The organism is Campylobacter concisus (assembly GCF_902460705.1).
GTDB classification, from domain to species: Bacteria; Campylobacterota; Campylobacteria; order Campylobacterales; family Campylobacteraceae; genus Campylobacter_A; species Campylobacter_A concisus_Z.
This window is the reverse complement of record NZ_CABPUP010000001.1, coordinates 132,599-156,752: the sequence shown is the minus strand read 5'-3', so window position 1 is coordinate 156,752 and position 24,154 is coordinate 132,599. Positions and strand designations below refer to the sequence as shown.

23 protein-coding genes and 1 tRNA gene are annotated in these 24,154 nt (G+C 38.3%); 11 read left to right on the top strand and 13 right to left on the bottom strand.

The window, feature by feature from the left end:
- Position 1: 1 nt before the first annotated feature.
- On the bottom strand, positions 2–1,225 hold the full coding sequence (locus tag F3G75_RS00705; protein ID WP_149716192.1) for an argininosuccinate synthase: 1,224 nt from the start codon (positions 1,223–1,225) through the stop codon (positions 2–4).
- 201 nt (positions 1,226–1,426) lie between these two features.
- Between F3G75_RS00705 and F3G75_RS00700 the strand changes: the two genes are divergently transcribed.
- From F3G75_RS00700 to F3G75_RS00675, 6 genes are read left to right on the top strand one after another with little or no spacing between them, the layout of a single operon-like run.
- Entirely contained in the window at positions 1,427–3,529 is a 2,103-nt protein-coding gene (locus F3G75_RS00700; RefSeq protein WP_223154398.1) for a TonB-dependent receptor domain-containing protein, read from the top strand.
- The gene (locus tag F3G75_RS00695) at positions 3,523–4,350 is read left to right on the top strand and encodes an alpha/beta hydrolase (RefSeq protein ID WP_149716190.1); all 828 of its coding nucleotides are present in this window, start codon (positions 3,523–3,525) and stop codon (positions 4,348–4,350) included. Before F3G75_RS00700 ends, F3G75_RS00695 begins: the two co-directional genes overlap by 7 nt.
- A gap of 33 nt (positions 4,351–4,383) precedes the next feature.
- Positions 4,384–4,629 (top strand): RNA-binding S4 domain-containing protein, encoded by a 246-nt coding sequence (locus tag F3G75_RS00690; RefSeq protein WP_149716189.1) that lies wholly within the window; start codon positions 4,384–4,386, stop codon positions 4,627–4,629.
- Positions 4,629–5,027, top strand: coding sequence for a tRNA (adenosine(37)-N6)-threonylcarbamoyltransferase complex ATPase subunit type 1 TsaE (tsaE, locus tag F3G75_RS00685; RefSeq protein ID WP_149716188.1), 399 nt, complete (start codon positions 4,629–4,631; stop codon positions 5,025–5,027). Before F3G75_RS00690 ends, tsaE begins: the two co-directional genes overlap by 1 nt.
- Positions 5,020–5,748, top strand: a complete 729-nt coding sequence (lptB, locus tag F3G75_RS00680; RefSeq protein ID WP_002940487.1) for an LPS export ABC transporter ATP-binding protein — start codon at positions 5,020–5,022, stop codon at positions 5,746–5,748. The genes tsaE and lptB overlap by 8 nt, the downstream gene beginning before the upstream one ends.
- Positions 5,749–5,751: 3 nt before the next feature.
- A complete protein-coding gene (locus F3G75_RS00675; RefSeq protein ID WP_223154403.1) occupies positions 5,752–7,002 on the top strand; it encodes an RNA polymerase factor sigma-54 in 1,251 nt (416 codons plus the stop codon).
- A 7-nt stretch (positions 7,003–7,009) separates the two neighbouring features.
- Here the strand turns inward: F3G75_RS00675 and F3G75_RS00670 are convergent, their stop codons facing one another.
- Genes F3G75_RS00670 through F3G75_RS00660 form a run of 3 tightly spaced genes read right to left on the bottom strand, consistent with a single transcriptional unit; the run spans position 7,010 to position 8,849 of the window.
- Complete coding sequence (locus F3G75_RS00670) at positions 7,010–7,744, bottom strand: hypothetical protein (protein WP_149716186.1); 735 nt, start codon at positions 7,742–7,744, stop codon at positions 7,010–7,012.
- Between the two features lie 38 nt (positions 7,745–7,782).
- Positions 7,783–8,613: an adenylosuccinate lyase gene (locus F3G75_RS00665; RefSeq protein WP_149716185.1), complete on the bottom strand. Its 831-nt coding sequence runs from the start codon at positions 8,611–8,613 to the stop codon at positions 7,783–7,785.
- A gap of 50 nt (positions 8,614–8,663) precedes the next feature.
- Positions 8,664–8,849 carry a hypothetical protein gene (locus F3G75_RS00660; protein ID WP_149716184.1) on the bottom strand — a complete coding sequence of 62 codons (186 nt, stop codon included), beginning with the start codon at positions 8,847–8,849 and terminating at the stop codon, positions 8,664–8,666.
- A 110-nt stretch (positions 8,850–8,959) separates the two neighbouring features.
- Between F3G75_RS00660 and F3G75_RS00655 the strand changes: the two genes are divergently transcribed.
- The 3 genes from F3G75_RS00655 (at position 8,960) to F3G75_RS00645 (ending at position 11,730) form a co-directional block, all read left to right on the top strand.
- A tRNA-Arg gene (locus F3G75_RS00655) sits at positions 8,960–9,036 on the top strand.
- 316 nt (positions 9,037–9,352) lie between these two features.
- The gene (locus F3G75_RS00650; RefSeq protein WP_149716183.1) at positions 9,353–10,741 is read left to right on the top strand and encodes an ATP-binding protein; all 1,389 of its coding nucleotides are present in this window, start codon (positions 9,353–9,355) and stop codon (positions 10,739–10,741) included.
- A complete protein-coding gene (locus tag F3G75_RS00645) occupies positions 10,738–11,730 on the top strand; it encodes an O-methyltransferase (RefSeq protein ID WP_149716182.1) in 993 nt (330 codons plus the stop codon). Before F3G75_RS00650 ends, F3G75_RS00645 begins: the two co-directional genes overlap by 4 nt.
- Here F3G75_RS00645 and F3G75_RS00640 read toward each other — a convergent pair.
- A complete protein-coding gene (locus F3G75_RS00640; RefSeq protein ID WP_149716181.1) occupies positions 11,712–12,755 on the bottom strand; it encodes a DNA cytosine methyltransferase in 1,044 nt (347 codons plus the stop codon). The two genes, F3G75_RS00645 and F3G75_RS00640, sit on opposite strands and share 19 nt — an antisense overlap.
- Before the next feature lie 581 nt (positions 12,756–13,336).
- On the opposite strand from F3G75_RS00640, the gene F3G75_RS00635 reads away from it, so the two are divergent.
- The gene (locus tag F3G75_RS00635; RefSeq protein WP_021091403.1) at positions 13,337–14,071 is read left to right on the top strand and encodes a hypothetical protein; all 735 of its coding nucleotides are present in this window, start codon (positions 13,337–13,339) and stop codon (positions 14,069–14,071) included.
- Here the strand turns inward: F3G75_RS00635 and murG are convergent.
- A complete protein-coding gene (gene murG / locus F3G75_RS00630) occupies positions 14,063–15,085 on the bottom strand; it encodes an undecaprenyldiphospho-muramoylpentapeptide beta-N-acetylglucosaminyltransferase (protein ID WP_149716180.1) in 1,023 nt (340 codons plus the stop codon). The genes F3G75_RS00635 and murG overlap by 9 nt on opposite strands.
- Positions 15,082–16,242 carry an FtsW/RodA/SpoVE family cell cycle protein gene (locus F3G75_RS00625; protein WP_149716179.1) on the bottom strand — a complete coding sequence of 387 codons (1,161 nt, stop codon included), beginning with the start codon at positions 16,240–16,242 and terminating at the stop codon, positions 15,082–15,084. The genes murG and F3G75_RS00625 overlap by 4 nt, the downstream gene beginning before the upstream one ends.
- A 92-nt stretch (positions 16,243–16,334) precedes the next feature.
- On the opposite strand from F3G75_RS00625, the gene murI reads away from it, so the two are divergent.
- Positions 16,335–17,123, top strand: a complete 789-nt coding sequence (gene murI, locus F3G75_RS00620; protein WP_149716178.1) for a glutamate racemase — start codon at positions 16,335–16,337, stop codon at positions 17,121–17,123.
- Positions 17,124–17,195: 72 nt separating this feature from the next.
- Here the strand turns inward: murI and F3G75_RS00615 are convergent, their stop codons facing one another.
- The 6 genes from F3G75_RS00615 to F3G75_RS00590 form a co-directional block, all read right to left on the bottom strand.
- Complete coding sequence (locus F3G75_RS00615) at positions 17,196–17,786, bottom strand: DedA family protein (protein ID WP_149716177.1); 591 nt, start codon at positions 17,784–17,786, stop codon at positions 17,196–17,198.
- Positions 17,787–17,913: 127 nt separating this feature from the next.
- A complete protein-coding gene (locus F3G75_RS00610) occupies positions 17,914–18,693 on the bottom strand; it encodes a MetQ/NlpA family ABC transporter substrate-binding protein (RefSeq protein ID WP_107788926.1) in 780 nt (259 codons plus the stop codon).
- A gap of 75 nt (positions 18,694–18,768) precedes the next feature.
- Positions 18,769–19,551, bottom strand: coding sequence for a MetQ/NlpA family ABC transporter substrate-binding protein (locus tag F3G75_RS00605; protein WP_107788927.1), 783 nt, complete (start codon positions 19,549–19,551; stop codon positions 18,769–18,771).
- A gap of 259 nt (positions 19,552–19,810) precedes the next feature.
- The gene (locus tag F3G75_RS00600) at positions 19,811–20,485 is read right to left on the bottom strand and encodes a methionine ABC transporter permease (protein ID WP_021086223.1); all 675 of its coding nucleotides are present in this window, start codon (positions 20,483–20,485) and stop codon (positions 19,811–19,813) included.
- Positions 20,485–21,441 (bottom strand): methionine ABC transporter ATP-binding protein, encoded by a 957-nt coding sequence (locus F3G75_RS00595; RefSeq protein WP_103628210.1) that lies wholly within the window; start codon positions 21,439–21,441, stop codon positions 20,485–20,487. The genes F3G75_RS00600 and F3G75_RS00595 overlap by 1 nt, the downstream gene beginning before the upstream one ends.
- Positions 21,441–24,065 carry a valine--tRNA ligase gene (locus F3G75_RS00590; protein ID WP_149716176.1) on the bottom strand — a complete coding sequence of 875 codons (2,625 nt, stop codon included), beginning with the start codon at positions 24,063–24,065 and terminating at the stop codon, positions 21,441–21,443. The genes F3G75_RS00595 and F3G75_RS00590 overlap by 1 nt, the downstream gene beginning before the upstream one ends.
- Positions 24,066–24,154: the final 89 nt, after the last annotated feature.

Genomic DNA, 24,154 nt, shown 5'->3' with positions numbered 1-24,154 from the left:
CTTAGTCAAATTTTCGCCCATTTTTGCGTGCGATGATGAAGCGAAGCGCGTTTAGTTTGATAAATCCAGCTGCATCTTTTTGATCATAAACGCTATCTTCTTCAAATGTGCAGTATGCCTCGCTAAATAGATTATCATTTTTACTGCTTCTGCCAAGGATAGTCACATTGCCTTTATAAAGCTCAACTTTAACTGAGCCATTTACGTGTTCTTGGCTCTTGTCAATGAGAGCTTGAAGCATATTTCGCTCAGGTGACCACCAGTAGCCGTTGTAAATTAGCTCGGCGTATTTTGGCATGATCTCATCTTTTAAGTGAGCTGCACCGCGGTCAAGCGTGATGCTCTCTATCGCTCTGTGAGCTTTTAGCATTATCGTGCCACCAGGTGTTTCGTAGCAGCCGCGGCTCTTCATACCAACAGAGCGGTTTTCTACTATGTCAAGTCTGCCGATGCCGTGTTTTGCCCCAAGGCGGTTTAGTTCGGTTAAAATTTCAGCTGGGCTCATTTTTTTGCCATTTATACTAACCGGATCGCCTTTTTCATAGCCGATCTTGATGATTTCGCTCTTATCTGGGGCATTTTTAGGGTCAACGCTCCATCTCCACATATCATCTTCTGGTGCGTGGCTCGGGTCTTCAAGTACTAGGCCTTCATAGCTTATGTGAAGTAAATTTGCGTCCATTGAGTATGGGCTCTTGCCTGGTTTTTTGGTTATATCTATGCCGTTTTTCTCAGCGTATGCCAAAAGTTTTTCACGGCTATTTAGATCCCACTCGCGCCATGGGGCGATGATAGTTAGGTTGTCGCCGAGTGCGTAGTATCCAAGCTCAAAGCGAACTTGGTCGTTGCCTTTGCCTGTTGCTCCGTGGCTCACGCCATCAGCGCCAACAAGCCTTGCGATCTCGCTTTGGCGTTTTGCTATTAGCGGGCGCGCTATCGATGTGCCAAGCAGATACTCGCCCTCGTAGACTGCATTGGCTCTAAACATTGGAAATACATAATCACGTACAAATTCTTCTCTTAAATCTTCAATAAAAATATTTTCAGGCTTCACGCCAAGTGCTAAGGCTTTTTTGCGTGCAGGCTCTAGCTCTTCGCCTTGTCCGATATCAGCTGTAAATGTGACTACTTCGCAGTTATATTCATCTTGAAGCCATTTTAAAATGATACTTGTATCAAGTCCGCCAGAGTATGCTAAAACCACTTTTTTTACGCCTTTTTTCATAGCTCTTCCTTTTATTAAAATGGTCGTATTTTAGCCTAAATTGATTAATTTTTAATAAATTAATTTAATGAATAATGTAAGTTTTTTCTTAGAAAATTTTATAAAAAAGATTACTATTTAAAATTATGATAATTAATATTGTTTTAAAAGATACTTTGTTAAATTTCAAACCTTTTCAAATTAAATTTTAAAAGGATAGTCGTGAGAAAAACAAAATTTATTGCCATCTGCCTTAGTATTTGTGTGGCAAATTCTCTCTTTGCAGCAGAGCATAAAGATAATAACGAAACAAAACTTGATGGCATTGTAGTAAGTGCTAGTGGCTTTTCGCAGCAGATCAAAGAGGCTCCTGCGAGCATAAGCGTGATAAGCGGCGATGAGCTTACAAAAGATAGCTTTACTTCGCTCCACTCTATCGCTCAAAAGGTGCCAGGCGTAAATGTCGTTGGCGGTGAGGATGGTCCGGCTAGCGGTATCTCGATACGCGGTATGGAAAGCTCTCAAACACTAGTTTTAATTGATGGTAAAAGAGTAAATTCAAGTAGCGCCAACCCAAAGGGCGGAGCAGGGGATATGAACTCAAATTTCATCCCGCCAGCCGAGGCGATCGAGCGTATAGAGGTCATCCGTGGCCCTATGAGCTCGCTTTATGGTAGCGACGCGGTTGGAGGCGTTATCAATATCATTACCAAAAAGGACTTTTCAAAATTTAGCGGCAACGTCGGCATCTCAACCACGATAAACACTCACAAAGGCATAGGAGATGGTAGGCAAGGCGACTTTTATCTAAATTTACCTCTTTATAAAGAGCTTTTCGCACTTCAGCTTTGGGGATATAAAAAGCTAAGAGATGAAGATGGTTACATCGGTGGCTATCAAAAGAGCGATAAGAGAAATTTAAGCGCAAAACTTTGGATCACGCCAGATGAACATAATAAATTTTACATCCTTGGCTCAAACGAAAGGCATGATTACTCACGCACCATTGGCAAGTCAGCCGATCCAGATATAAGAAAAAAAGCTTTAAACGCATATGATTATGAGAAAAAGAGCTATGGTGTGGGTTATCTTGGCGAATTTGATAGCCTAAACGCCGATCTTAGCTACATCTATGATCAGACACAAAGAACGAGCCTTTTTGATAAATTCATACCTGCAAAAGCTAAAAATCATAACTTTAACTCTAAATTTACAACGTTTTTTGGTGCGCATACACTCACTTTTGGCTATGATTTTAGCAAGCAAAATGTCGGCACGACCTTCATCGTCTCAAACGCCTCAAAAAATGGCCTTGAAAGCCCAAAAAGCTACTCAATGAGCGAGCATGCAGGATTTATCGAGGATGAGTGGCAAATTTTAGAAGAGAAGCTATTTTTAACGCTTGGCTCAAGGCTTACGCACAACGAATTTTTTGGCAACCACCTCTCGCCAAGAGTCTACCTAGTCTATAACGCCACAGATACGCTAAGTTTAAAAGGTGGCGTAGCAACTGGCTATAAAACGCCAAATGTAAATCAAATTTCTCCTGTGGTCGGCACTATCCAAGGCGGCTGGAAAATAGTTGATTTTGGAAACAAAGATCTAAAGCCAGAAAAAAGCATAACTTATGAAGTTGGTGTATATTATGACAATCAGGCTGATTTTAGAGGCTCGGTAATGTTTTTTAAAAATGAATTTAAAGACAAGATCCTAGATACCGACGGCAGTAATGTAAATAGAATTTCAGCCTTTGGTACTTGCTCAGGTGCGCCAAGTGTTAATTGCCCTGGCTGGGGAACTTACTTTAACATTGAGGGTGCGACCGTTTGGGGAGTGGAGCTAAGTGGCGACTATGACATCCTTTCAAATCTAAATCTAAGCTCAAACTACACCTATAATAAGTCAAAGATAAAAACTGGCAACCCAACGATAAATACGCCAAGAGGCCCTATGAAATTTAGTGAGACAAATCTTGGCAGACTTGATGCAAAAAGCCTTACAGCAACGCCAGAGCACGCATTTCATGCAACACTTGCTTATAAGCCAATTAAGAGCGTAAAAACATTCTTCACCACAAACTATGAGAGTAAGCTTACTAGCGTGAAATTTGGCCCTGGCAACAAAGTGAGTGAAAATGACAAAAATTTACTCACATTTGATACAGGTGTAAGCTGGGATGCAAATAAACACCTAACACTTAGCCTAAATGCCTACAATATCTTTGATAAAGTAAGATACGATGAGGCGCTAGCAGACGACGGCAACTACTACTGGTATCCGCAAGAGGGCAGGAGATTTTGGTTTAAGGTCGCTGCAAAATGGTAAGAGCCTTTAAATTTTTGCTTTTTACGCTTGGTGTGACTCAAATTTTGCACGCAGGGCCTAGTCAAACGCCAGAGCCATTAAGCGAGATGGCTGCTCGTAAATTTGAAATTTCAAGCTTTAAAATGAGCGCAAATGGTGAAATTTATAAAATTTTCACAGCCAAGCTAAAGGGGCAAGATGAGTTTAAAAACGTGCTTTTCTTGCTTGACGCAAACGCCCAGTTTAACATGCTTTTAAACGAATTTGATGGCAAGGCTGCCCCGCTAATAATAGGCATAGGATATGACACGAACAAAAGCTACGAGGTAGAAAAACGCACGAGAGACCTCACCCCAAAGGCAGAGGGTGAGGAGTTTAGCAAAGGTGGTGGCGCAGATGCGTTTTACCACTTTTTAACTAGAAATTTAGTGCCGTTAATTGATGAGAAATTTAACGTGCAAAATAGCCAAAAAAGCCTTTATGGACACTCTTTTGGCGGCCTTTTTACGCTCTATGCGATGCTTAAAAATGAGGGCATATTTTCAAATTTCTTTATCGCTTCACCATCTCTTTGGTGGGGTGGGTCTGAAATTTTAAAGCAAAATGTGAGTGGGGATAAATTTAAAGAGAAACTAAAGGCTAAATTCGTCTTTCTTAGCGTTGGCGAGCTTGAAAAGAGAAAGGGCAAAACTGACAAAGCTGGCATTTTAAAGGCGAGCGATCTAGCCCAAATTTTAAAGCAAAGTGGCATAAATTCTCACTTTGAGCTTTTTAAAAATGAAACCCATGGCAGCGTCATACCTCTAAATTTAAAAGAGCTTTTAAAATATCTAAAGGATTAAAAATTTAAGGCTATTTTTGTTAAAATCCGCCGCATGAGAGTAGATAAATTTTTAAACGTAGTAAATATCACCAAAAGGCGTGCCGTTAGCGAAGATATGTGTAAAAGCGGCGTTGTGAGCATAAACGGCATGCAGGCAAAAGCAGCAAAAGATGTTAAGATAGGCGACGTGGTTAGCATCAAATTTCTAGCTCGTGAGGCGAGATATGAGGTGCTGGCGATCCCAACTACAAAAAGCATACCAAAAAGCGCCCAGAGCGAATATGTAAAAGAGCTTTGATGGTTTTTGAGCTTTTAGAAAATGAGCTTGACCGGCTTGTGCAGGTGCTTCCAAAAAGTGGCGTGGTGCTACTAAGTGGCGATCTAGCAAGTGGTAAAACGACGCTTGTAAAGGCGATCATCAAGGCTCACGGTATAGAAGATAGCGTGACGTCGCCGACATTTTCTTTGATGCAAATTTATGGTAAAGATATCTACCACTACGACATCTATCAGATCGGATTTGATGGAATGGCTAAAAATGGCCTTTTTGAAAATTTGTTTGAAGAGGGGCTTCATCTAGTAGAGTGGGGCGATGAAAATTTAGAAAAAGCTCTAAAGAAAAACGGCGAGAGCTATACATTAGTAAAAATTTCTCCTAGCAAAAATGGCAGAAAATACGAGGTTATAAGTGCATAAACTAGAAGTAAAAGATCTAAAAAAGACGATAAAAAAAAGTGAGATCATAAAAGGTATATCTTTAGAGGTAAATAGTGGCGAAGTGGTGGGGCTTCTTGGGCCAAATGGCGCTGGAAAGACGACCACTTTTTATATGATCTGCGGGCTCATCTCGCCAACTAGCGGAGATGTTTTTTTAAACGACGAAAAGATCACAAATGTCCCGCTTCATAAAAGAGCACACCTTGGTATTGGCTATTTGCCGCAAGAGTCAAGCATATTTAAAGAGCTAAGCGTAGAAGAAAATTTGCTCCTTGGCGCTGAAATTCTAAATCAAAGCAAAGAAGATATCTCTAAAAGAGTAAATGAGATGCTTAATATGCTAAACATTGAGCCTATTCGCCTAAGAAAGGGTGTTAGTCTAAGTGGTGGCGAGCGCAGACGCTGTGAGATCGCTAGAAGTCTCATCATAAAGCCAAAATTTTTACTGCTCGATGAGCCATTTGCAGGCGTCGATCCTATCGCAGTTAGCGACATCCAAAGTATCGTTAGAGACCTTAAAAAGCTAGGCATCGGCGTTTTGATAACAGATCACAACGTCCGTGAGACACTAGCTATTTGCGACAGAGCTTACGTTATCAAGGACGGTTCGCTACTAGCAAGTGGCAGTGCGAGCGAAGTAGCAAACAATAAGCTCGTAAGAACGCACTATCTTGGCGAAGAATTTAAGCTACTTGAGTAGATGATGCTAAGGCAAAAGCAAACTTTAGCGCCAAAGATCAAACTAAACCAAACGCTAAGAAGTTGGCTTCCCATCCTTCAAAGCGGGCTTGATGAGCTAAAAGAGACGCTCGAGCCTTTTATAAAAGACAATCCTTTTGCCACGATCGAACATAAAAATTTAGAAAAAAGTGAAAAAAAGCGAAATTTTTTTGAACACGTTAGTAGAAATTCGGTCAGTGAGAGCATCGAGGCTTTAAGCATTTATAAAGAAAGCCTCTATGAAAAGCTAATTAGTCAGATCAATCCACCACTTTTTCCCACACAAAAGTCACAAGATATCGCATATAAGATCATTGAGTGTTTAGATGACGAGGGATATTTTTCTTATGATGATGAATTTTTTGCGGGTTTTAATGAAGGTGAAGTGGAGCGGGTTAGGGCGAGATTTGCCTACCTTGAGCCATGTGGCGTGGGCGCAAAGGATGTGAAAGAGAGCTTTTTGTTTCAGCTTGGCGAGGCAGAGTCAAGCGAAGAGATCATAGAGTGCGCAAGAAAGATCATCTTAAATTTTGAAAATATAGAAAAACTTAGAAAGCTTAAATTCTATGACGACGCGCTAAAGATCATAAAAAAATTTAAAAATCCCCCAGCTATCGAGTATCTAGAAGAGGCGAGCCAAAAGGTGCCTGATATCTTCGTACTAAGCACAAGTAGTGGCATAAGCGTGCAGATAAATGATGAGTATTATCCTAAAATTTTGGTTGATACTGAGGGATTAGACGAGAAAGAGGCTTTTGTAAGCTCGCGCATAAAAGAGGCTAGCGAGCTCATAGATGCCCTTGAGATGAGAAAAGCGACGCTTTATAAGATAGGGCTCATGATAGTTGAGTATCAGTATGACTACTTTTTGGGTGGTGACATAAAACCCATGAAGCTAAAAGACCTAGCAGATGAGCTTGGGCGTAATCCATCAACCATATCAAGGGCGATCGCAAACAAATATCTAAGCTGTTCAAGAGGCACGGTCGCACTTAAAAATTTCTTTTCAACTGGCTTTGACGAAGAGACTTCAAACGCCGCGATAAAAGAATTTTTACTAGAGCTCATTAAAGACGAAGATCACAAAAAGCCACTTTCTGATCTAAAAATTCAAGAGCTAATCCAAGCTAAATTTAACATCCAAATCGTTCGCCGAACTATCACAAAATACCGCAAAATTCTAAACATCGGCAGCTCAAGCCAGCGAAAAAGAGTCTATCAGATAAACGGCTAGCTACCACTCATACAGCAAAAAGTATGGCCTTACGCATCTGTGTAAAAAGCTCACTACTAAGCTCATCATACTCTTTAGCACGTTTTTTATGCCGTGCCAAGCCTGCTGCGTCGTCATTCCAAGAGCCCATACCGCCAAATACATCAGCTAAGCTTGCCGCAGCAAAAAGGGCTAAATTTTTCTTTGGCATAAGCGGTGCATTAAATATCTTTTGATCATCATTGCTTGAAGATCTAAGTGATTTTAATGCCCTGCGAAAACACTCACCAAAATTCTCACACTCTATCTCATCTGCAAAGGCTGCTATCTTGGTAAGTGTGTCCACAAAAGCCTCTGTGTTGTCACTGAAATTTTCTAAATTTACATCTTTTTCAAGACCAAATTCTTTATATATTATGTCCCAGCCTCTTTGATCTTTGTTGTATTTCCAGTAGGGTGCGAAGCGGCTTATGTGCTCTTTAAAAATGCAAATGATCGATTTTGCGGTAGAGTTTGAAAAGCTAAGCAATAAACGTTCATCTGATGAGCCAGTTAAATTTGCAACAAGTCTTACATCGCTTAATCCAAGTTTTAATGCGTGCTCAAACCACTTATTTACGCCATTTGCCCTATGGCCTGAGAGAAAGTAAAAATTTATACTATTTTCGTAGCTAGTGCCATTATATAGGATAGGAGAATTTGACTTTATGGCCTGCTTTGCGGCAACAATAATGGCGCAAATATTAAACATTTCACCATTCATTTTTGCTCTCTTTAATAGCCATTGTGGTAAGCCGTGTTCTAGCCAACCATTACAAAATTTTCTTGATTTTTAAAGTATGGTTTTAGGCTCTCATAAGCAGATTGAATATTTTTAAATTTCTTTGCGTATTCTTCTTGTATGAGAGGATTTTTGTTGGCGTGCCTATCTGGGTGATAGATATTTACGAGCGAAAGGTAGCTTTGTCTGATGGTTTCAAAGTCATCATCTTTTTTGCAACCCAAAATCTCAAAATTTTCCTCAAGCAAATTTGCAAGCACAGAAAATCTGCTTACAAATTTACTTGAGCTTTTTATTTTTATACCTTGTTTAAAGGCTTTGTAGTCTTTTTCATCATAGATAAAATTTACGCTAAATTTTGGATAGCTTCTTTTGTAGAGCAGTTTGTTTAATGTGTTTATGTCGTTGTCATTTGAGATGGTGATGTTTAAAAAATTATCATTTTTGCTAAAAGTAACATTGCTTTTTACCAGACTCTCGCTGATGTAGCTAGCAAAATCTCTGCAAAGTGCATCTTTTAGTTCAAACTTGACTTCATTTTTTAAAAATTTTACGTTTAGGCTAATGACTGGAGTTAGGGTATTTTTTTGAACAAAGCCAAGCTTTATGGTTTTATAGTTTGCAAAACGAATATCAAGCTTATCATCACTTTGCTTTTCATAAAGTTTTTTTATAAATTTTAAAAAGCACTTGCGTTGTGGGATCTCGCTCTCTTCATAAAACGAAATAACCTTATTTTTATTAGATAAAATTTTTGTAAAATTTCTGCTTATCATATCTCTAAGCTCACGAAACAAAGTGTCATTATCGGTTAAAATGCTTAGAGATTCTAATGTTTGCGTAACTTTCATTGCCTACTCCACATAAAATATTACATGTTTTAGCAATAAGCATTCCAAATTTATATTTTTCTTATATCTTGATCTTTAATGTACTCTGCAAATTCGTTTTTTAGTTTATTCTCTTTATACGAGATCGCCTCTTCTTTTGTATGAGAAACGGCTTCTTTTTGAGTTTTTTTGATCTCACCTTGCTCTTTAGTAAGTTCTTTTTTTATCTCTTTTAAACTATCGAAAAAATCATTCATCTTTGCTCCTTTTGTTTTTATCAGATTTTACTAAAACAGTTATAAAATTAAAATGAATACAATTTTTCTTTAAGGAAAGTTTGGCTAATATCTCGACTTAACTTTCTTGTGCGCTCGTAGCTCAGCTGGATAGAGCATTTGATTGCGGTTCAAAAGGTCAGAGATTCGAATTCTCTCGGGCGCACCATCTTCCTGTTTTTTAAATTTCTTTTTATTTTTTTTCATCATTAAAATAGTATTTTTATTGTCTTTTGTTTATAATTTTGCTTAACTTTAATTTTTTTGGTTTTTAAGAACTTGTTATGAATAATAACTTATATAAAACTTGTTTTAAAAAAAATAGTGGAACGTGCAAGCTAGTGTGGAATATAAAAATAGCCTATATTCCAGCTTATGTGAATAAAGATTTAAGCAAAATATTTTAAAGAGTCGGGAACTTTTAGAGACTTTCGAAAAATTTAAGAGATATAAATATAAAATAAGGCAGCAAAAAGGAGCAAAAGATGATAGATAATAAAACAATAAACGGCTCTCCGGCTAAGAGTTTTTTCGTTCACATGCTTACTAGAGATATAGACCTAGACGATGCGGTTTTAGATCTGATAGACAACTCTTTAGACGGGTTGCTTAGAGTAACGGGCGGAGACGTCTCGCAGTATCGCGAATACAGCGTAAGTATAAGCATAAAAGAGGATGAATTTATAATAGAAGACGACTGCGGGGGCATACCTACGGAGGTCGCTAAAAAATACGCCTTTAGGATGGGCAGACCCGGCGAGCTTAGCGGCGGAGAGAAGCTGCCTACGGTCGGACTATACGGTATAGGCATGAAAAGATCCGTTTTTAAAATGGGAAAAGATATAAAAATAACCACGAAAAACGATAAGGATACTTTTTGCGTAAAGATAGATAAAAAATGGCTAGAAAACGACGACGCGTGGGATCTTACGATGTCGGAAGCCGAAGAAAAAATAGAGGAAAGAGGGACTAGGATAGTCGTAAAAGATATAAACCCGGGCGTTTCGACTCTATTTAGCAGTTCGTCGTTTGCTAGTTCTTTATTGAAAAAAATATCGGTGTATTACGCTTTCGCTCTAAAAAACGGTTTTAAAATAGTGCTAAACGACGTCGAAGCAAAAGGCAAGGATATAAAATTTTTATTCGGTAAAGAAGATAGTTTAAATATGAAGCCGTATTTTTACCAAAAAGAAGAAGACGGGCTAAAAACGACTATAATATGCGGATTAATAGGACAGCCGGACGAATACGATCCGACTAAGGATATCCCGGAGGGGCCGCAGGGGGATAGGATAGACGCGGGATGGACGATAGCTTGCAACAATAGGGTCGTGGTGTATGCCGACAAGACGATGCTTACCGGATGGGGAGACGGTCTGCCTAAGTTTCACTATCAATTTAACTCTATAGTAGGAATAGTAAATTTCGAGAGCGACGATCCGTCTAAGCTACCGATGACGACTACGAAAAAGGGCGTCGATACGACGTCGGATCTGTTTTTTGAAGTTAGGCAAAAAATGATAGAGGGGGCTAGGTATTTTAAAGACTATACTAATAAATGGAAAAACGATAGAAGCGCCGAGCGTAAAGAGGTTATCGAGCAAAGCGAATATATAGACATAGAGAAAGTCATACCGCTCATGATAAAAGACCCCAAGCGGAACGGCACGACGTATAAACCTATGAGCTTGCCGATCCCCGAATCCAAAAAGAAAGACGATAGTAAAACGACGATAAAATTCGAGGCCGATAAAAAAATGATAAAGGAGGTCGCCGCGTCTTTTACGGATTCGGACGAATACGACAAGAACGAAATAGGGCTAAAGTGTTTTGAGAGCGTATATAAGAGAATAAAACGCGGGTTAAGCGTATGAGCTCGGGAAGCAGCCTGCCGTATCACCTTAGGATACGAAAAGAGATAGAAAGATACCTTTTTATCGAACAGATACGTTTGATACTGCTTTATCTAAAGGAAAAACCTAGCGAATACTCTTACGTAAGTATGGCCGGGCCTTTTTCTTGGGATTTTAAAAAGATGTACGAATATTTCGATTTTAAGTATTTTATATCGTACGAGACGGAGGAAGAAACCTTTAAGAGACAAAAATTTAACGCGCCTTTTTCAAAAATAGTATATAAAAACGAGGGTATAGAGAATTTTATAAACAGCTACCCCGATTTTGAGAAAAAGCGCGGAGGATATCGAGAGAGGCTCGGTAAAGTCGTCGCGTGGCTAGACTATACGGATTTTAAAGAACACTGCATTAAAACGTTTAAAGAGGCCGTAGAAAAAGTCGACGTAGGCAGTATCGTAAAAATTACGGTAAACGCCAATCCTGCGGATATAGCGAAAGGCGGCCGCGACGACGTTAACGACAAAAGACTAGAGGTGCTTCAAAAAAGATTAGGCGGCTCGTTTAACGAATTTATATACAAAAAAGAGGTTTTTACGCATAAAGAATATCCTAAGGCGGTACTAAGGCATCTGTTAACGATAGCCGAAGAGGCGTCGCCCAGAGGAAGCGATAAGAAGTTTTTGCCCACGTCTTCGTACATATATCAAGACAACGCGCTTATGCTTACTTTGACGGGAACTATAATAAAAAAAGACGACGAAAAAGCATTTTTAAAAAGCCCCGAATTTTCAAAATGGGATTTTAGAATAAAAAAAGTAGAAGGCGAATACGCTTATGAAGAAATTAACGTACCTTTTTTGTCTCAAAAAGAGGTTTTAAAATTAAACCCTAAACTACCAAGAAATAACAAGAGTGGGAAAATCGCCCTAGACGGCATAAGTGAAGACGAGATGGAAAAATACGTTAGATTTCATAAATTTTATCCGATTTATTTAAAGACGTTGTAGGTTTTTAAATGAGCTTTGATGCTACGGCCTATGTGCTCGCCTAGCTTAGGGGGGACGGCGTTGCCTATATATCTCGCTAGCTTCTTTATAGAGACGTCTTTTTCGTCTTTAAAAAATACGTAATTTTTAGGGAAAGACTGCAGTAGGGCGCCTTCTCTTAAAGATATGGCTCTATTTTGCTCGGGATGCCCGAATCTACCGGTCCCGTAGCTATAAAACTGCGTAGTGAGAGTGGGAGCTACGTCGTTCCATGCCATCCGCCCGTAAACCGATTTATAACTTTTCCCGGTAGGTTTTTTATAGCATTGCGGCAATATATCGGCATCCCAATCTTCCCACGTGCCGCCGGGCTTGGATTGCTTTATCCTTTCGACGTTTACGGGAGAAAGGGCGGAAGATATATGTAGCGGATCGTCGCGGTTTTCCGTCGCGCCGGCTCGGATCCGCGGCAAATCGCCTATAACGTCTTTTATAAAAATTTTTTCTTTTTTAGACTCCGCAAATTTAATCTCTCCGAGTTTCGACGCTAGCAGCAGCAGCCTTAATCTTCTTTGCGGCACGCCGTAATCCGAAGCGTCGTGTACTTTATAGGTTACGTTATAGCCCATATCGGACAAATCTTTTACGAAGTCTAAAAAAACTTTTTCTTTTTTTAACGACGGCACGTTTTCCATCGATACTATTTGGGGTGCCGTTTGTCTGATTAATCTAGAAAATTCGTATAAAAGCCCCCAGTCTCTATGAGAGCTCCTGTCTTTTTTGTTTTTTTGGTGGCTAGAAAACGGCTGGCACGGGGCGCATCCAACCAATATCTTAACGTCGCAGTCGCCGAAAATATTATTTAATTCGCTTCCGTCAACGTCTTTAACGCTTTTATATATAAAATCCGTTCGGTTATTCGTTTCGTAGATGAATTTACAGCTAGCGTCTAAATCTATTCCGGCTTTTACTTTGATACCGGACGACTGGAGACCGTATGTCAGTCCGCCCACTCCACAAAAAAGATCAATTGCCGAAATTCTCATTTTTTACTTTCACCCTCTAAAAATACTTTTGCAATTCTACAACAAAATACCTAAAAATAGTAAAAGAACATAAAATATTTAGATAGCGGCGTCATACAAAAATATACGTTTTTTAGGAAACTTATAGTCTAAACTATCGTCAAAAAACGAAGAGAGGATTTGAATGGATAATAGATAAATTTAAACAAAAAACCTTTAGAAGTCCTGAAAACCGTAAAGAAAGATTTTTAAAATACAAATAAGAATACATCTACTACGGGTGGTATCAATTGATATACCATGTAAAAATTCATAAAGGAAAATATAAGGGCTGTACCTTAGGCTCAAAGGTAAGTAGAATCTAGGAGATGCATAGGCAAAGGAGTTAAAGAACTTTATTGATAAAATTTGAATCTACAGTTTCACTTTAGGTATTTGTATAAACATAATATATAGTATAGAGATTGCGGAATATATAATCTCAAAAGAACAATTACTTGCAAAAGAGGTAGTGAAATTATGAGCGACCCATCTTTTTAATTCTTAATGACAAACTTCATAATTTTTATAGTAAAATAAGCAAAAAAATTAAAAGAGAAAAAATGGATTTTCAAAATATTCAAAAACAAATTTCGGTACTAAAAGAAAGTTTGACAGCATTAGAACAAAATAGTGAGCACGAGATCGGCTTGGCAGTTGGAGTTGTTGAGTTTAATAAAAATGCTGATGAACTTAAAAAAAAGCTTACAAATTTAAAAGGTGAAAGCGATTTCTTTAAAAGTGTCTTCAATACAGAGGACTATTATGAAAACATTAGTACTTATTTGGAGCAGATAAAGAGAAGCTTAAATTATAAAATTGAGAAAAACGGTGTGAGCTTTAAGGCAAATGAAAATTTACAAGAAAGCTATGTCGCCATTTTAAATATAATAGAAATTTTGGTAGCAGAGTATCAAATACAAAACAAAAATAAAGCAAAAAATCTCTTTTCTAGGACAACAGATACTACTCAAATAAAATCACTACTTGCGGAGCTAAATACTCTACAAGAGCGTATACATAATGTTTTGCATATTCATTCTAGGATAGTTTCAAATGTTATTTTGCAAAATTTTAAGATAATTTATACGTTCTTTTATAATTGTATTAAGGCTGCGAAGCAACGCAAAGATGAGCTTTTGTTGGTGGAGATCGCGGGCATAACTGACAAGATAATAACTATGATAAAACCAGTCTTTAGTGCAAAAATTTTAAACACAAATGAGCTTATTTATCACTACTTAATCTTTGAGCTAAAAGAACTAAAAGCTTGTGCGATAGGCGAGGAGCTAGTTTAAAATTTTATCAATTATCTCTTTTGCTCCATTTGGCAAAAGGATCTCTTTTAGAGCTTTACTGCTTTTGTTTAGATCAAAATTTTCTATCATTCTTATAACTTCATCTTTGTCTAAATTTTCTCCATTTTGCAAGCAAATTTCAACAATGCCCTTATCTTTTAAAAATTTAGCGTTATAAAGCTGATGATTACCAGCAGCATAAGGAAATGGCACAAAGATAGATGGAAGGGCGTTTGCACAAAGCTCCCAAAGCGAGCTAGCTCCAGCCCTTGATATGGCAAGGTCAGCCTTGCTCATCTTATTTTCTATCTCTTTACTAAATTCAAAAATTTCTAAATTCGTTTCATTAAAGCCAAGTTCATCATATCTTTTTTTAAGTTCATCAAAGCCGTTTTTACCACATTGATGAATTATATTTATGCCCTTTTCTTTAAGATATGGAGCTAAATTTATAGCTAGTTCATTTATCGCTTTTGCGCCTTGCGAGCCGCCCAAAAACAAAATAGTCTTTAGCTCCTCTCTCACTCTTGCACTATCGAAAAATTTCTTTGCCACAGGGTAAGGGTAGGGCGAAACTTCATCATAAGAGCTAAAAAAGCCTTTCGCGTAGGGCTTTAAAATTTTATTTAATTTGCCCATTACAGCATTTTGTTCGTGGATAAAAAGTGGTACTTTTGAGATAATGGCTGCAATAGCCGCTGGAGCTGCTGAATAGCCACCAACGCTAATGACTGCCTTAACGCCATTTTGCTTAAAAATTTTCCTACATTTTAGAGCAAGATTTACGATATTTGTTAGTGATTTTAGTTTAGCAAAGCCTCTCTTATTTACAACGCCACTACTTGGTAAGAAAAATTTTTGTAAAAAATTCTCGTCATTTTCAAACCAAAATTTATCCTGACCACTAGTTGAACCAATAAAAATAGGCTTAATGCCACGAGCATTAAGCTCCTCACAAAAGCTTCTTGCGATCGCTAAATGCCCACCAGTGCCTCCACCGCAAATAATAATCATAATTTTGCCCTTTTGCTAACCATCAAAACCATGCCGATACCGATACAAATCGCAAGCACGGAGCTACCACCGTAACTAAGGAATGGTACAGCAATACCTTTGATAGGCGTGATCGATGTGATGCCATAGCTATTCATTAAAAATGAAAACGATAAGATAAGCCCGACACCAAGCGTAAATAAATGATAGACCTTATTTTCGCTTCTAGCTGAAATTCTAAAAATTCTATAAAGTAGCGTTATAAATATAGCTACGATACACAAAATACCAAATACACCGACCTCTTCAGCGATACCAGCTAGCACAAAGTCAGTATGGACCTCACTTAAAAAGCCGAGCTTAAAGATACCAGCGCCAAGCCCTTCGCCAAAAAATTCGCCATGCTTTATAGCGTTTAATGAGTGAGAAATTTGATATGGCTCTGGCGCATCAGCCACTCTTAATACATCTGCAACGCTGTCAGGCAAGAAAGAAAGTACCATATTTTGTATCGTGCCCCACCATGACTTTATACGTAAAATTCTATGCTCAGAGCTGATTATCGCTACTGTCATAACAAAAGCAGCTCCTAAGATACCTATACTAAAAAGTCTTGCACTTGCTCCTGCGAAAAGTGCCATCGTTACAAATGTAAGTGCCAGCACAACCACTTGACCAAGGTCATTTTGCATAACAGCGATAAGAAAGATGGCAACACCAAAAAGAATAATATAAGGCATAAGTATCTTAATCTCATCTAGCAAGGTTCTTTTGCCTTCACTAAATTTTCTAGTAAAACTCCAAGCCAAGAAGTAGACAAAACCGATTTTAAAAAACTCAACTGGAGCTAGCGAAAAGCCAGGTAGCCTAATCCAACGCCTAGCACCACCAGCGTCAGTTACCATTGAAGCTGGCAATGCATGCATTAGCCCCATGGCGATACCGCAAGATATAAGAAGGCCAAACCCTATCCAAACAAGCGTCTTTTCGGGATTGAGCCTAGAGAGCCACCACATAATGAAAATTCCGATACAACCAACAATAAGCTGGCGGATGAAAAAGTGAAACTCGTCGTAATTAAAAAATAAAACCGTAAAAACTGGCAAAGATAGTGAAAAAATAATGCTTATAGCGATCAAAGTCGAACAAAGATAGAAAATGATCTTATCAACTGCCAAAATTTAACTCCAAGTTTAAAAAGTGCCAAAGTATAATAAAAAACGGCTTACAAAGATATTATTTGCTATAATTGCAGGCTTTAAGGATGGGCATGAAGATAGGTATATTTGACTCGGGGCTTGGCGGACTGAGTGTCTTAAATGAAGCTTTAAGCAAGCTTAGCGAGCATGAATTTTTATATTACGCAGACGTTAAAAATGTCCCATACGGACAAAAGAGCAGGGATGAGATCTTAAAATTTAGCTTTGATGCGGTGAAATCTCTCACAGAAAATGGCGCAAACGCCGTTGTAGTAGCTTGTAATACGGCAACAAGCGTGGCGATAAAAGAGCTTAGAGCAAATTTAAATGTACCCATAATCGGCATGGAGCCAGCTGTAAAAAAAGCTCATGACTTAAGCCATAATGATGCCTTAAAGACGCTTGTCATAGCCACTCCGGTCACCGTAAATGGTGCAAAACTAAAAGAGCTGATCGCAAATTTACACGCAAAAGATAAAACTGAGCTGCTCGCTCTACCACGCCTTGTAAATTTTGCTGAAAATGGGGAATTTGACACCGAGAATGTAAAATCATATCTAAAAGAAGAGTTAGCTAAATTTGATCTAAGCAAATTTAGCTTTTTGGTGCTTGGCTGCACGCACTTTAACTATTTTAAAGATAGTCTAAGAGAAATTTTGCCGCCAAATATAAGCATAATTGATGGCAACGAAGGGACAATAAACCGCCTTATAAGTGAGCTTGGAATAAAAATTTCTACTTTAAATAAAGCCCCAAAAGTTAGATTTTTCTATTCTGGTGATGAAGTATTCAGTAAATTTGAGCTAGATAAAATTTCAAGAAATTTAGCTAGATTAGAGAAGATGAGGGCGATCTGCTAGGTTAAATCTAACTAAATATCACAAGTAAAAATTTTATAAAATACATTAAATTTTACATAATTTTATATGTATTTAGCCTTTTCTTTGCTTTATTATATAGATGGCACTTATTACTGCAACAACAGCTAAAAGAGCGATCGTGATTATTAAAAGTGTTTGTTTGCTAGGATTTGAACCTAGAAAATAGCCAACTCCAAGCAAAACAGCACACCAAATCCCAGCTCCAAGTGTGGTAAATAGACAAAATCTAAATATATTCATCTTGGCAAGTCCAGCTGGTAGGCTGATGTATTGGCGAATGCCAGGAATCAGACGTGAGTTAAATGTAGAAATTTCGCCGTGTTTATTGAAAAATGCTTCAAATTTATCCATTTTTTCGTGAGTGATTCCCACAAATTTGCCGTATTTTAAAACGATTTCACGCCCCAAAAAGTAGCAAAGATAGTAGTTAAAAATAGCTCCAAGCAGGCTTCCAAGCGTACCTGCAAGAAAGGCCAAAATTAAACTCATTTCACCTTTATGCGCCAAATAACCAGCTGGTATCATCGCTACCTCACTTGGAAATGGAAAAAATGAGCTTTCTAAAAACATCATCACAAATATGCCAGCATAACCCCAGCTACTTACACTAGCAACTATAAAATCAATAACATCATGCAGCATTTAAATTCCTGAAAAATTTTAAAGTGAGCCATTTTAGCAAAGCATAGCTTAAGCTTTTTGACAAAAATAAAGAGAGTTAAAACAAGATGAAAGTAGAAACAAAATAGGGCGAAAGCTCGCCCTATTTTTAAAATGCAGGTATAACCTCGCCTTTGTAGCGAGTAATGATGAAATTTTTAGTATCAGGGCTAAGCACCGCATCAATCAAAGCTTTGATCTTAGGATTGTTTTCATTGCCAGCCTTTGTGACGATGATGTTAGCGTAAGGACTATTAGCGTCTTCAAGCAAAAGTGCATCTTTTGCCACGCTCATACCAAGATCAAGGACGAAATTTGTACTAATGGCAGCGATATCGACATCATCAAGCGTTCTTGGTATCTGAGCACCTTCAAGCTCTACAAATTGTAAATTTTTAGAATTTTTAGTTATGTCATTTATAGTTGCAACTTTTACGTTTTTATCGATCTCGATAAGGCCAGCTTTTTCTAAAATTCTAAGCGCTCTGTTGCCATTTGATGGATCATAAGCGATCGCAACTTTTGCACCATCTTTTAACTCTTTTATGTTTTTTATCTTTTTAGAGTAAAAGCCAAGTGGCTCGACATGGACATTTGCAACACTTACAAGATGCAAGCCTCTAGCCTTGTTTTGCTCCTCAAGATATGGTAAATGCTGAAAGAAATTTGCATCCAAGCTGCCATCTTCTGTGGCGACATTTGGGATAGAGTAGTCTGAAATTTCAGAGATAACAAGGTCGTAGCCTTTATCTTTTAGCTTTGGCTTTACAAATTCTAAAATTTCAGCGTGTGGTACTGGCGAGACGCCGACTACGATAGTGTGGTCCTTGTCGGCTGCGTGAAGGCTTAGAGCAACTAAAGATGCGATTAAAAGTTTGATAAATTTCATTGTTTTTCCTTTTTTGTTTGGTTTAAGCGACGCTAAAAAGGTAAAAGCTTTTACGTCGCTTATTTAAAATTTTAATTAAAATGCTGGAAGAATAGCGCCGTTATATTTTATCTCGATAAATTTCTTAACTTCTGATGAGTTTATTGCTTTATCAAGAGCCTTTATTTTAGGGCTATTTTCGTTACCAGACTTTACTACAACGTAGTTTACATACGGGCTATTTTTGCTTTCAAGCACAAGCGCGTCTTTTACCGGATTAAGATTAGCATTTAGAGCATAGTTTGTGTTAATAACCGCGATAGTAACGTCATCAAGCGTTCTTGGCACTTGAGCAGTCTCGATCTCTTCAAATTTAAGCTTTTTAGGGTTATCAACTATATCAAGCGGAGTTTTTAGTGGATTATCGTTTAGCTTAATAAGTCCAGCATTTGCAAGGATATCTAAAGCACGGCTTTCATTCGTCGGATCATTTGGGATAGATACGGTCGAACCATCTTTTAGATCTTTGATGTCTTTTATCTTTTTAGAATAAACGCCCATTGGCTCGAGGTGCACGCCAACTGTTTTTACAAGGTGAGTGCCTTTGTTTTTGTTAAATTCGTCCAAATATGGAAGGTGTTGAAAGAAATTTGCATCTAAATCGCCATCTTCTGTTGCAAGATTTGGCGTGGTGTAGTCGTTAAATTCTTTAATCTCAAGCGTATAGCCATCTTTTGCCAAAATAGGCTTTACAACCTCTAAAATTTCAGCATGAGGGATAGGTGTAGCACCAACGATTATTGTTTTTGATTTATCAGCTGCATTTGCACTTACACTAAGACCAAAAGCAACTAAAGAGGTAAGAAGTAGTTTTTTCATTTATTATCCTTTTTTAAAATTTGCCAAGCACCAAAAAAGGATAAATTTAAGCTAGAGGATTAAATTTCTTTTTAAGCGCTTAAGCTAGTTCTAAGCACTTAAAAAGAAATTTTGTGCTTAGAGATTAGTCTTTCGACAACGCGTTTTTTACTAGGCGGCACATGTGGCACATATCTGATTTCATCTTTTATCCTTTCAGCTAAAAATTAATTCGGGCAATTTTAAGGAAAAAAGCTTAAAATCAGATAAAAACAAAGGCCTATTTTTTAGAAATTTTATATAAGTAGTTACCTAAAACTTGAAAAATTTGAACCATAATGATAAGAATAACCACGGTGTAGAGCATGATATCTGGACGAAATCTTTGATATCCGTAGTTTATAGCAACAGATCCTAGTCCGCCACCGCCAACCGCACCAGCCATCGCTGAAAAGCCGATATTTACAATAAGCGTTAGCGTAAATGCCGAGATAATGCCAGGAAGTGCTTCTACAAACATGACTCGAAATATGATCTGAAATTTCGAGCTTCCAAAGCTTTGGGCAGCTTCAATTATGCCTTTATCAACCTCTTTTAGAGCATTTTCAATGAGCCTTGCTACAAACGGAGCTGCGCCAATAGTTAGCGGAACGATCGCAGCCGTAGTGCCGATACTTGTGCCTACGATCATTTTTGTGACAGGAAAGAGCACGATGATTAAAATGATAAACGGAAAGCTTCTAAGCACGTTTATAACGATATCTAGTACAAAATAAAGCTGTTTGTTTGGCTTTAGTCCATCTTTATCTGAAAGTATGAGCAAAACCGCAGGTATTAGGCCTATGGCAAAGGCGAGTAGGGTGGAGACTATGCTCATATATAACGTCTCGCCGATAGCTGGCAAAAGTATCCTAGAAAATACATCTGGAAATTTAGAAAAATCAATACCAAACATCAAGCAACCTCCCATAAAACGCCACTTTGCTTGATGTAGTTAAGTACGTTTTCTTTATCTTTTTCATCTATGTTTATGACAAGCGAGCCAAGAACATTTTCGTTTAGCTTCTCAAGTTTGCCCCAGACTATGTTAAAGTCGATATTTAGGCTTCTTGCCATGTGTGTGATCACGCTGTTTTGAGCCACTTCTTTTGGGAAAAATAGCCTGATATTTGTGCCAGTGCTTGGCAAAATTTCAACTTCACCCAAAAACTCTTTCATCTTCTCATCTGGCTTTAAAAATAACTCTTCAATGCTTCCAGAGCCTATGATCTTGCCACCTTCAAGTAAAATGGCACGTTTTGCGATCGATTTTACCACTTCCATCTCGTGCGTGACGATGACGACGCTGATGTCTAGCTCTTTGTTTATCTTTTCAAGCAGCTCTAAAATTTGATTTGTCGTGTTTGGATCAAGAGCCGACGTCGCCTCGTCGCTTAGTAAAATTTTAGGATTTAAAGCAAGCGCTCTAGCGATAGCAACACGCTGTTTTTGGCCGCCACTTAACTCGCTTGGATAGCTTTTTGCCTTGCTTTCAAGACCGACTAAATTTAAAAGCTCTCTTACTCTTTTTTCAGTTTCGTCACTTTTATAGCCCCAAAATTTAAGCGGAGTAGCGACGTTTTCAAAGACGTTTTTTCTAGCCATCAGGGCAAAATGCTGAAATATCATCCCAACATCTCGCCTTAAATGTCTCTGCTGCGTCTCATCTAAATTTTTTATCTCTTTATCAAAGACTTTTAAGCTGCCACCTTGATAGCTTTCAAGCCCGTTTATGCACCTTAAAAGCGTTGATTTACCAGCACCACTATGTCCCACGATAGCAAAAATTTCACCCTTTTTAACCTCTAAATTTACATCAAAAAGGATCTGTGTATCACCATAAAACTTGCTTAATTTCTCTATTTTTATCACTATTTTTCTCCAAGAGCTTCTAATTCTTCACATACTTTTTTAAATTTAGCCTCAGCGCTTTGCAAAGCCTCTTTGTTTGTCTCTATAACTTCTTTTGGTGCGTTTGCCACGAAATTTTGATTATTTAACATACCTGAGAGCTTAGCTATCTCTTTTTCAAGCTTTGTCTTTTGAGACCTTAGCCTTATGATGATACCGCTCATATCAAGCCCTTCAAGTGGGACAAATGCCTCTAAATTTTCGCTCACATCTCTTATTGAGTTTTCGATCTTTTCATTTACAAAGCCTATCTCTTCGCATTTTGCAAGCAGTTTGATATACTCTTTGACCTCGTCAAGATCTATTTTTTCATTAAATTTAACAAAAGCTTTTGCTATCTTTGAGTTGCCAAGATCGATGGTAGCTTTTGCACGACGAATAGCAATGATCGCCTCAATAACTAGCTCAAATTTCTTCTCAACATCTAAATTTCGCTCTTTTACCTCTGGATAGCTCATCACCATTATTGATTTTGCGTTTTCAAGTTGTGTGCCGCTAAGCTCTTGAAATAGATACTCCGAGAGAAACGGCATGAAAGGATTTAGTAGTTTCATCGCCTCTTTAAATATGCTTCCAAGCTCTTTTACGCTCGCTTTATCGGCCTTGCTTAGCTCGATGCCCCAGTCACAAAACTCATCCCAAAAGAATTTATAAAGTGTGTTTGCTGCGTCATTGAAGCGGTAGGCGTCGATATTTTCACGTACCTCTCTTACGCACTCGTTAAAGCGGCTATTCATATAAATTCCAAGCTTTGTTTGAAGCTTGATATCTTCTAAATTCTCAAATTTGCTCTCATTTAGCATGAGATATTTGCTTGCGTTATAAAGCTTGTTGGTAAAATTTCTTACCTGCTTCATCTTGGCGTCACTTAGCTTGATATCGCGTCCTTGAACGGCTAGAAGCGTTAGCGTAAAGCGCAATATATCGGCGCTATACTCATTTATGCTATCAAGCGGATCGATGACGTTGCCAAGGCTTTTACTCATCTTTCTACCAAACTCATCCTTTACAAGCGCGTGCAGGTAGATATCATCAAACGGCAGTTTACCTAGGGCATTTTCACCCTGAAACATCATCCTAGCAACCCAGAAAAATAATATATCAAAGCCAGTGATTAGCAGGTTGTTTGGATAAAACTCAGCCAAGTCGCCTTCAAACCACTTTTCGTTTTTTAACTCATTATCATTGCCCCAGCCAAGCGTGCTAAATGGCCAAAGACCAGAGCTAAACCATGTATCTAACACGTCTGGGTCTTGGTAAAAATTTTTACTTTTACACTTTTTACACTCGTATGGCTCATCCTCATCGGCCCACATATGACCGCAATCATCGCAGTAAAATACTGGAATTTGATGTCCCCACCAAAGCTGGCGTGAGATACACCAATCTCTTAGCTCTCTCATCCATGCGTTAAAGCTGTTTATCCAGTGTGGCGGATAAAATTTAGCAAGGCCCTCTGAGACCTTTTGTATCGCCTCATCTGCGATCTCTTTTTTGACAAACCACTGCTTTGAGATATATGGCTCGACGACGTTTTTGCAGCGGTAGCAGTAACCTACTTGGTTTTCGTAGTCTTCTATCTTTTCAACATTGCCAAGTTTTTCAAGCTCAGCTACGACGATATCTCTAGCCTCAAGCCTTTCAAGACCTGCAAATTTATCGCACTTGTCGTTTAAAATACCCTTTTCATCAAATACAGTGATAAACTCAAGGTCGTGCCTTTTACCAACTTCGTAGTCGTTTTGATCATGCGCAGGCGTGACCTTAACAAGGCCCGTTCCAAATTCCATATCAACATGCTCGTCTGCGATGATCTCGATCTCTCTATTTATGATAGGTAGAACAACCTTTTTGCCGATTAAATTTTTATAGCGCTCGTCATTTGGATTTACCATTACGGCGGTGTCACCAAAGTAAGTTTCTGGACGGGTTGTAGCCACAACAACAAATTCGCTTGGCTTATCTGCGAAGTAATATCTCAAATGATAAAGCTTGCCTTTGTTCTCCTTGTGCTCGACCTCGATGTCAGAAAGCGCACCATCATGCGTACACCAGTTTATCATGTAGTTTTTCTGGACTATTAGTCCTTTGTCGTATAAATTTACAAAGGCTTTTTTTACAGCTTTTCTTAAGCCCTCATCCATGGTAAATCTCTGGCGTGACCAAGCCGGAGTGATGCCAAGCTTACGCATCTGATGCACGATCATGCCACCGCTTTTTTCTTTCCACTCCCACACTTTTTCTACAAATTTCTCGCGTCCAAGCTCCTCTTTTTTGATGCCTTGAGCTAAAAGCTGCTTTTCAACGACGTTTTGAGTAGCGATACCAGCGTGGTCAAGCCCTGGCTGCCAAAGTGTCTTGTAGCCGTCCATCCTTTTGTAGCGAGTCATGATATCTTGGAGTGTGAAGGTTAGGGCGTGTCCGATGTGAAGCGAGCCAGTCACGTTTGGAGGTGGCATCATAATGCAAAATTTACGTCCATCTTTTTGGATATCTTTATTTGCGTCTATCTCAAAGTATCCGCGTTCTTCCCAAATTTTATAAAATTTGTCTTCTATCTCTTTTGCATTGTAAAATTCTGCCACTTTTGTCTCCTCAGTTTTGTTTAAAAAATGCTTAATACTATCTAAAATTTGTTTAAAAAAATCTTTGCAAAAGTGGGAAATATGGGCTT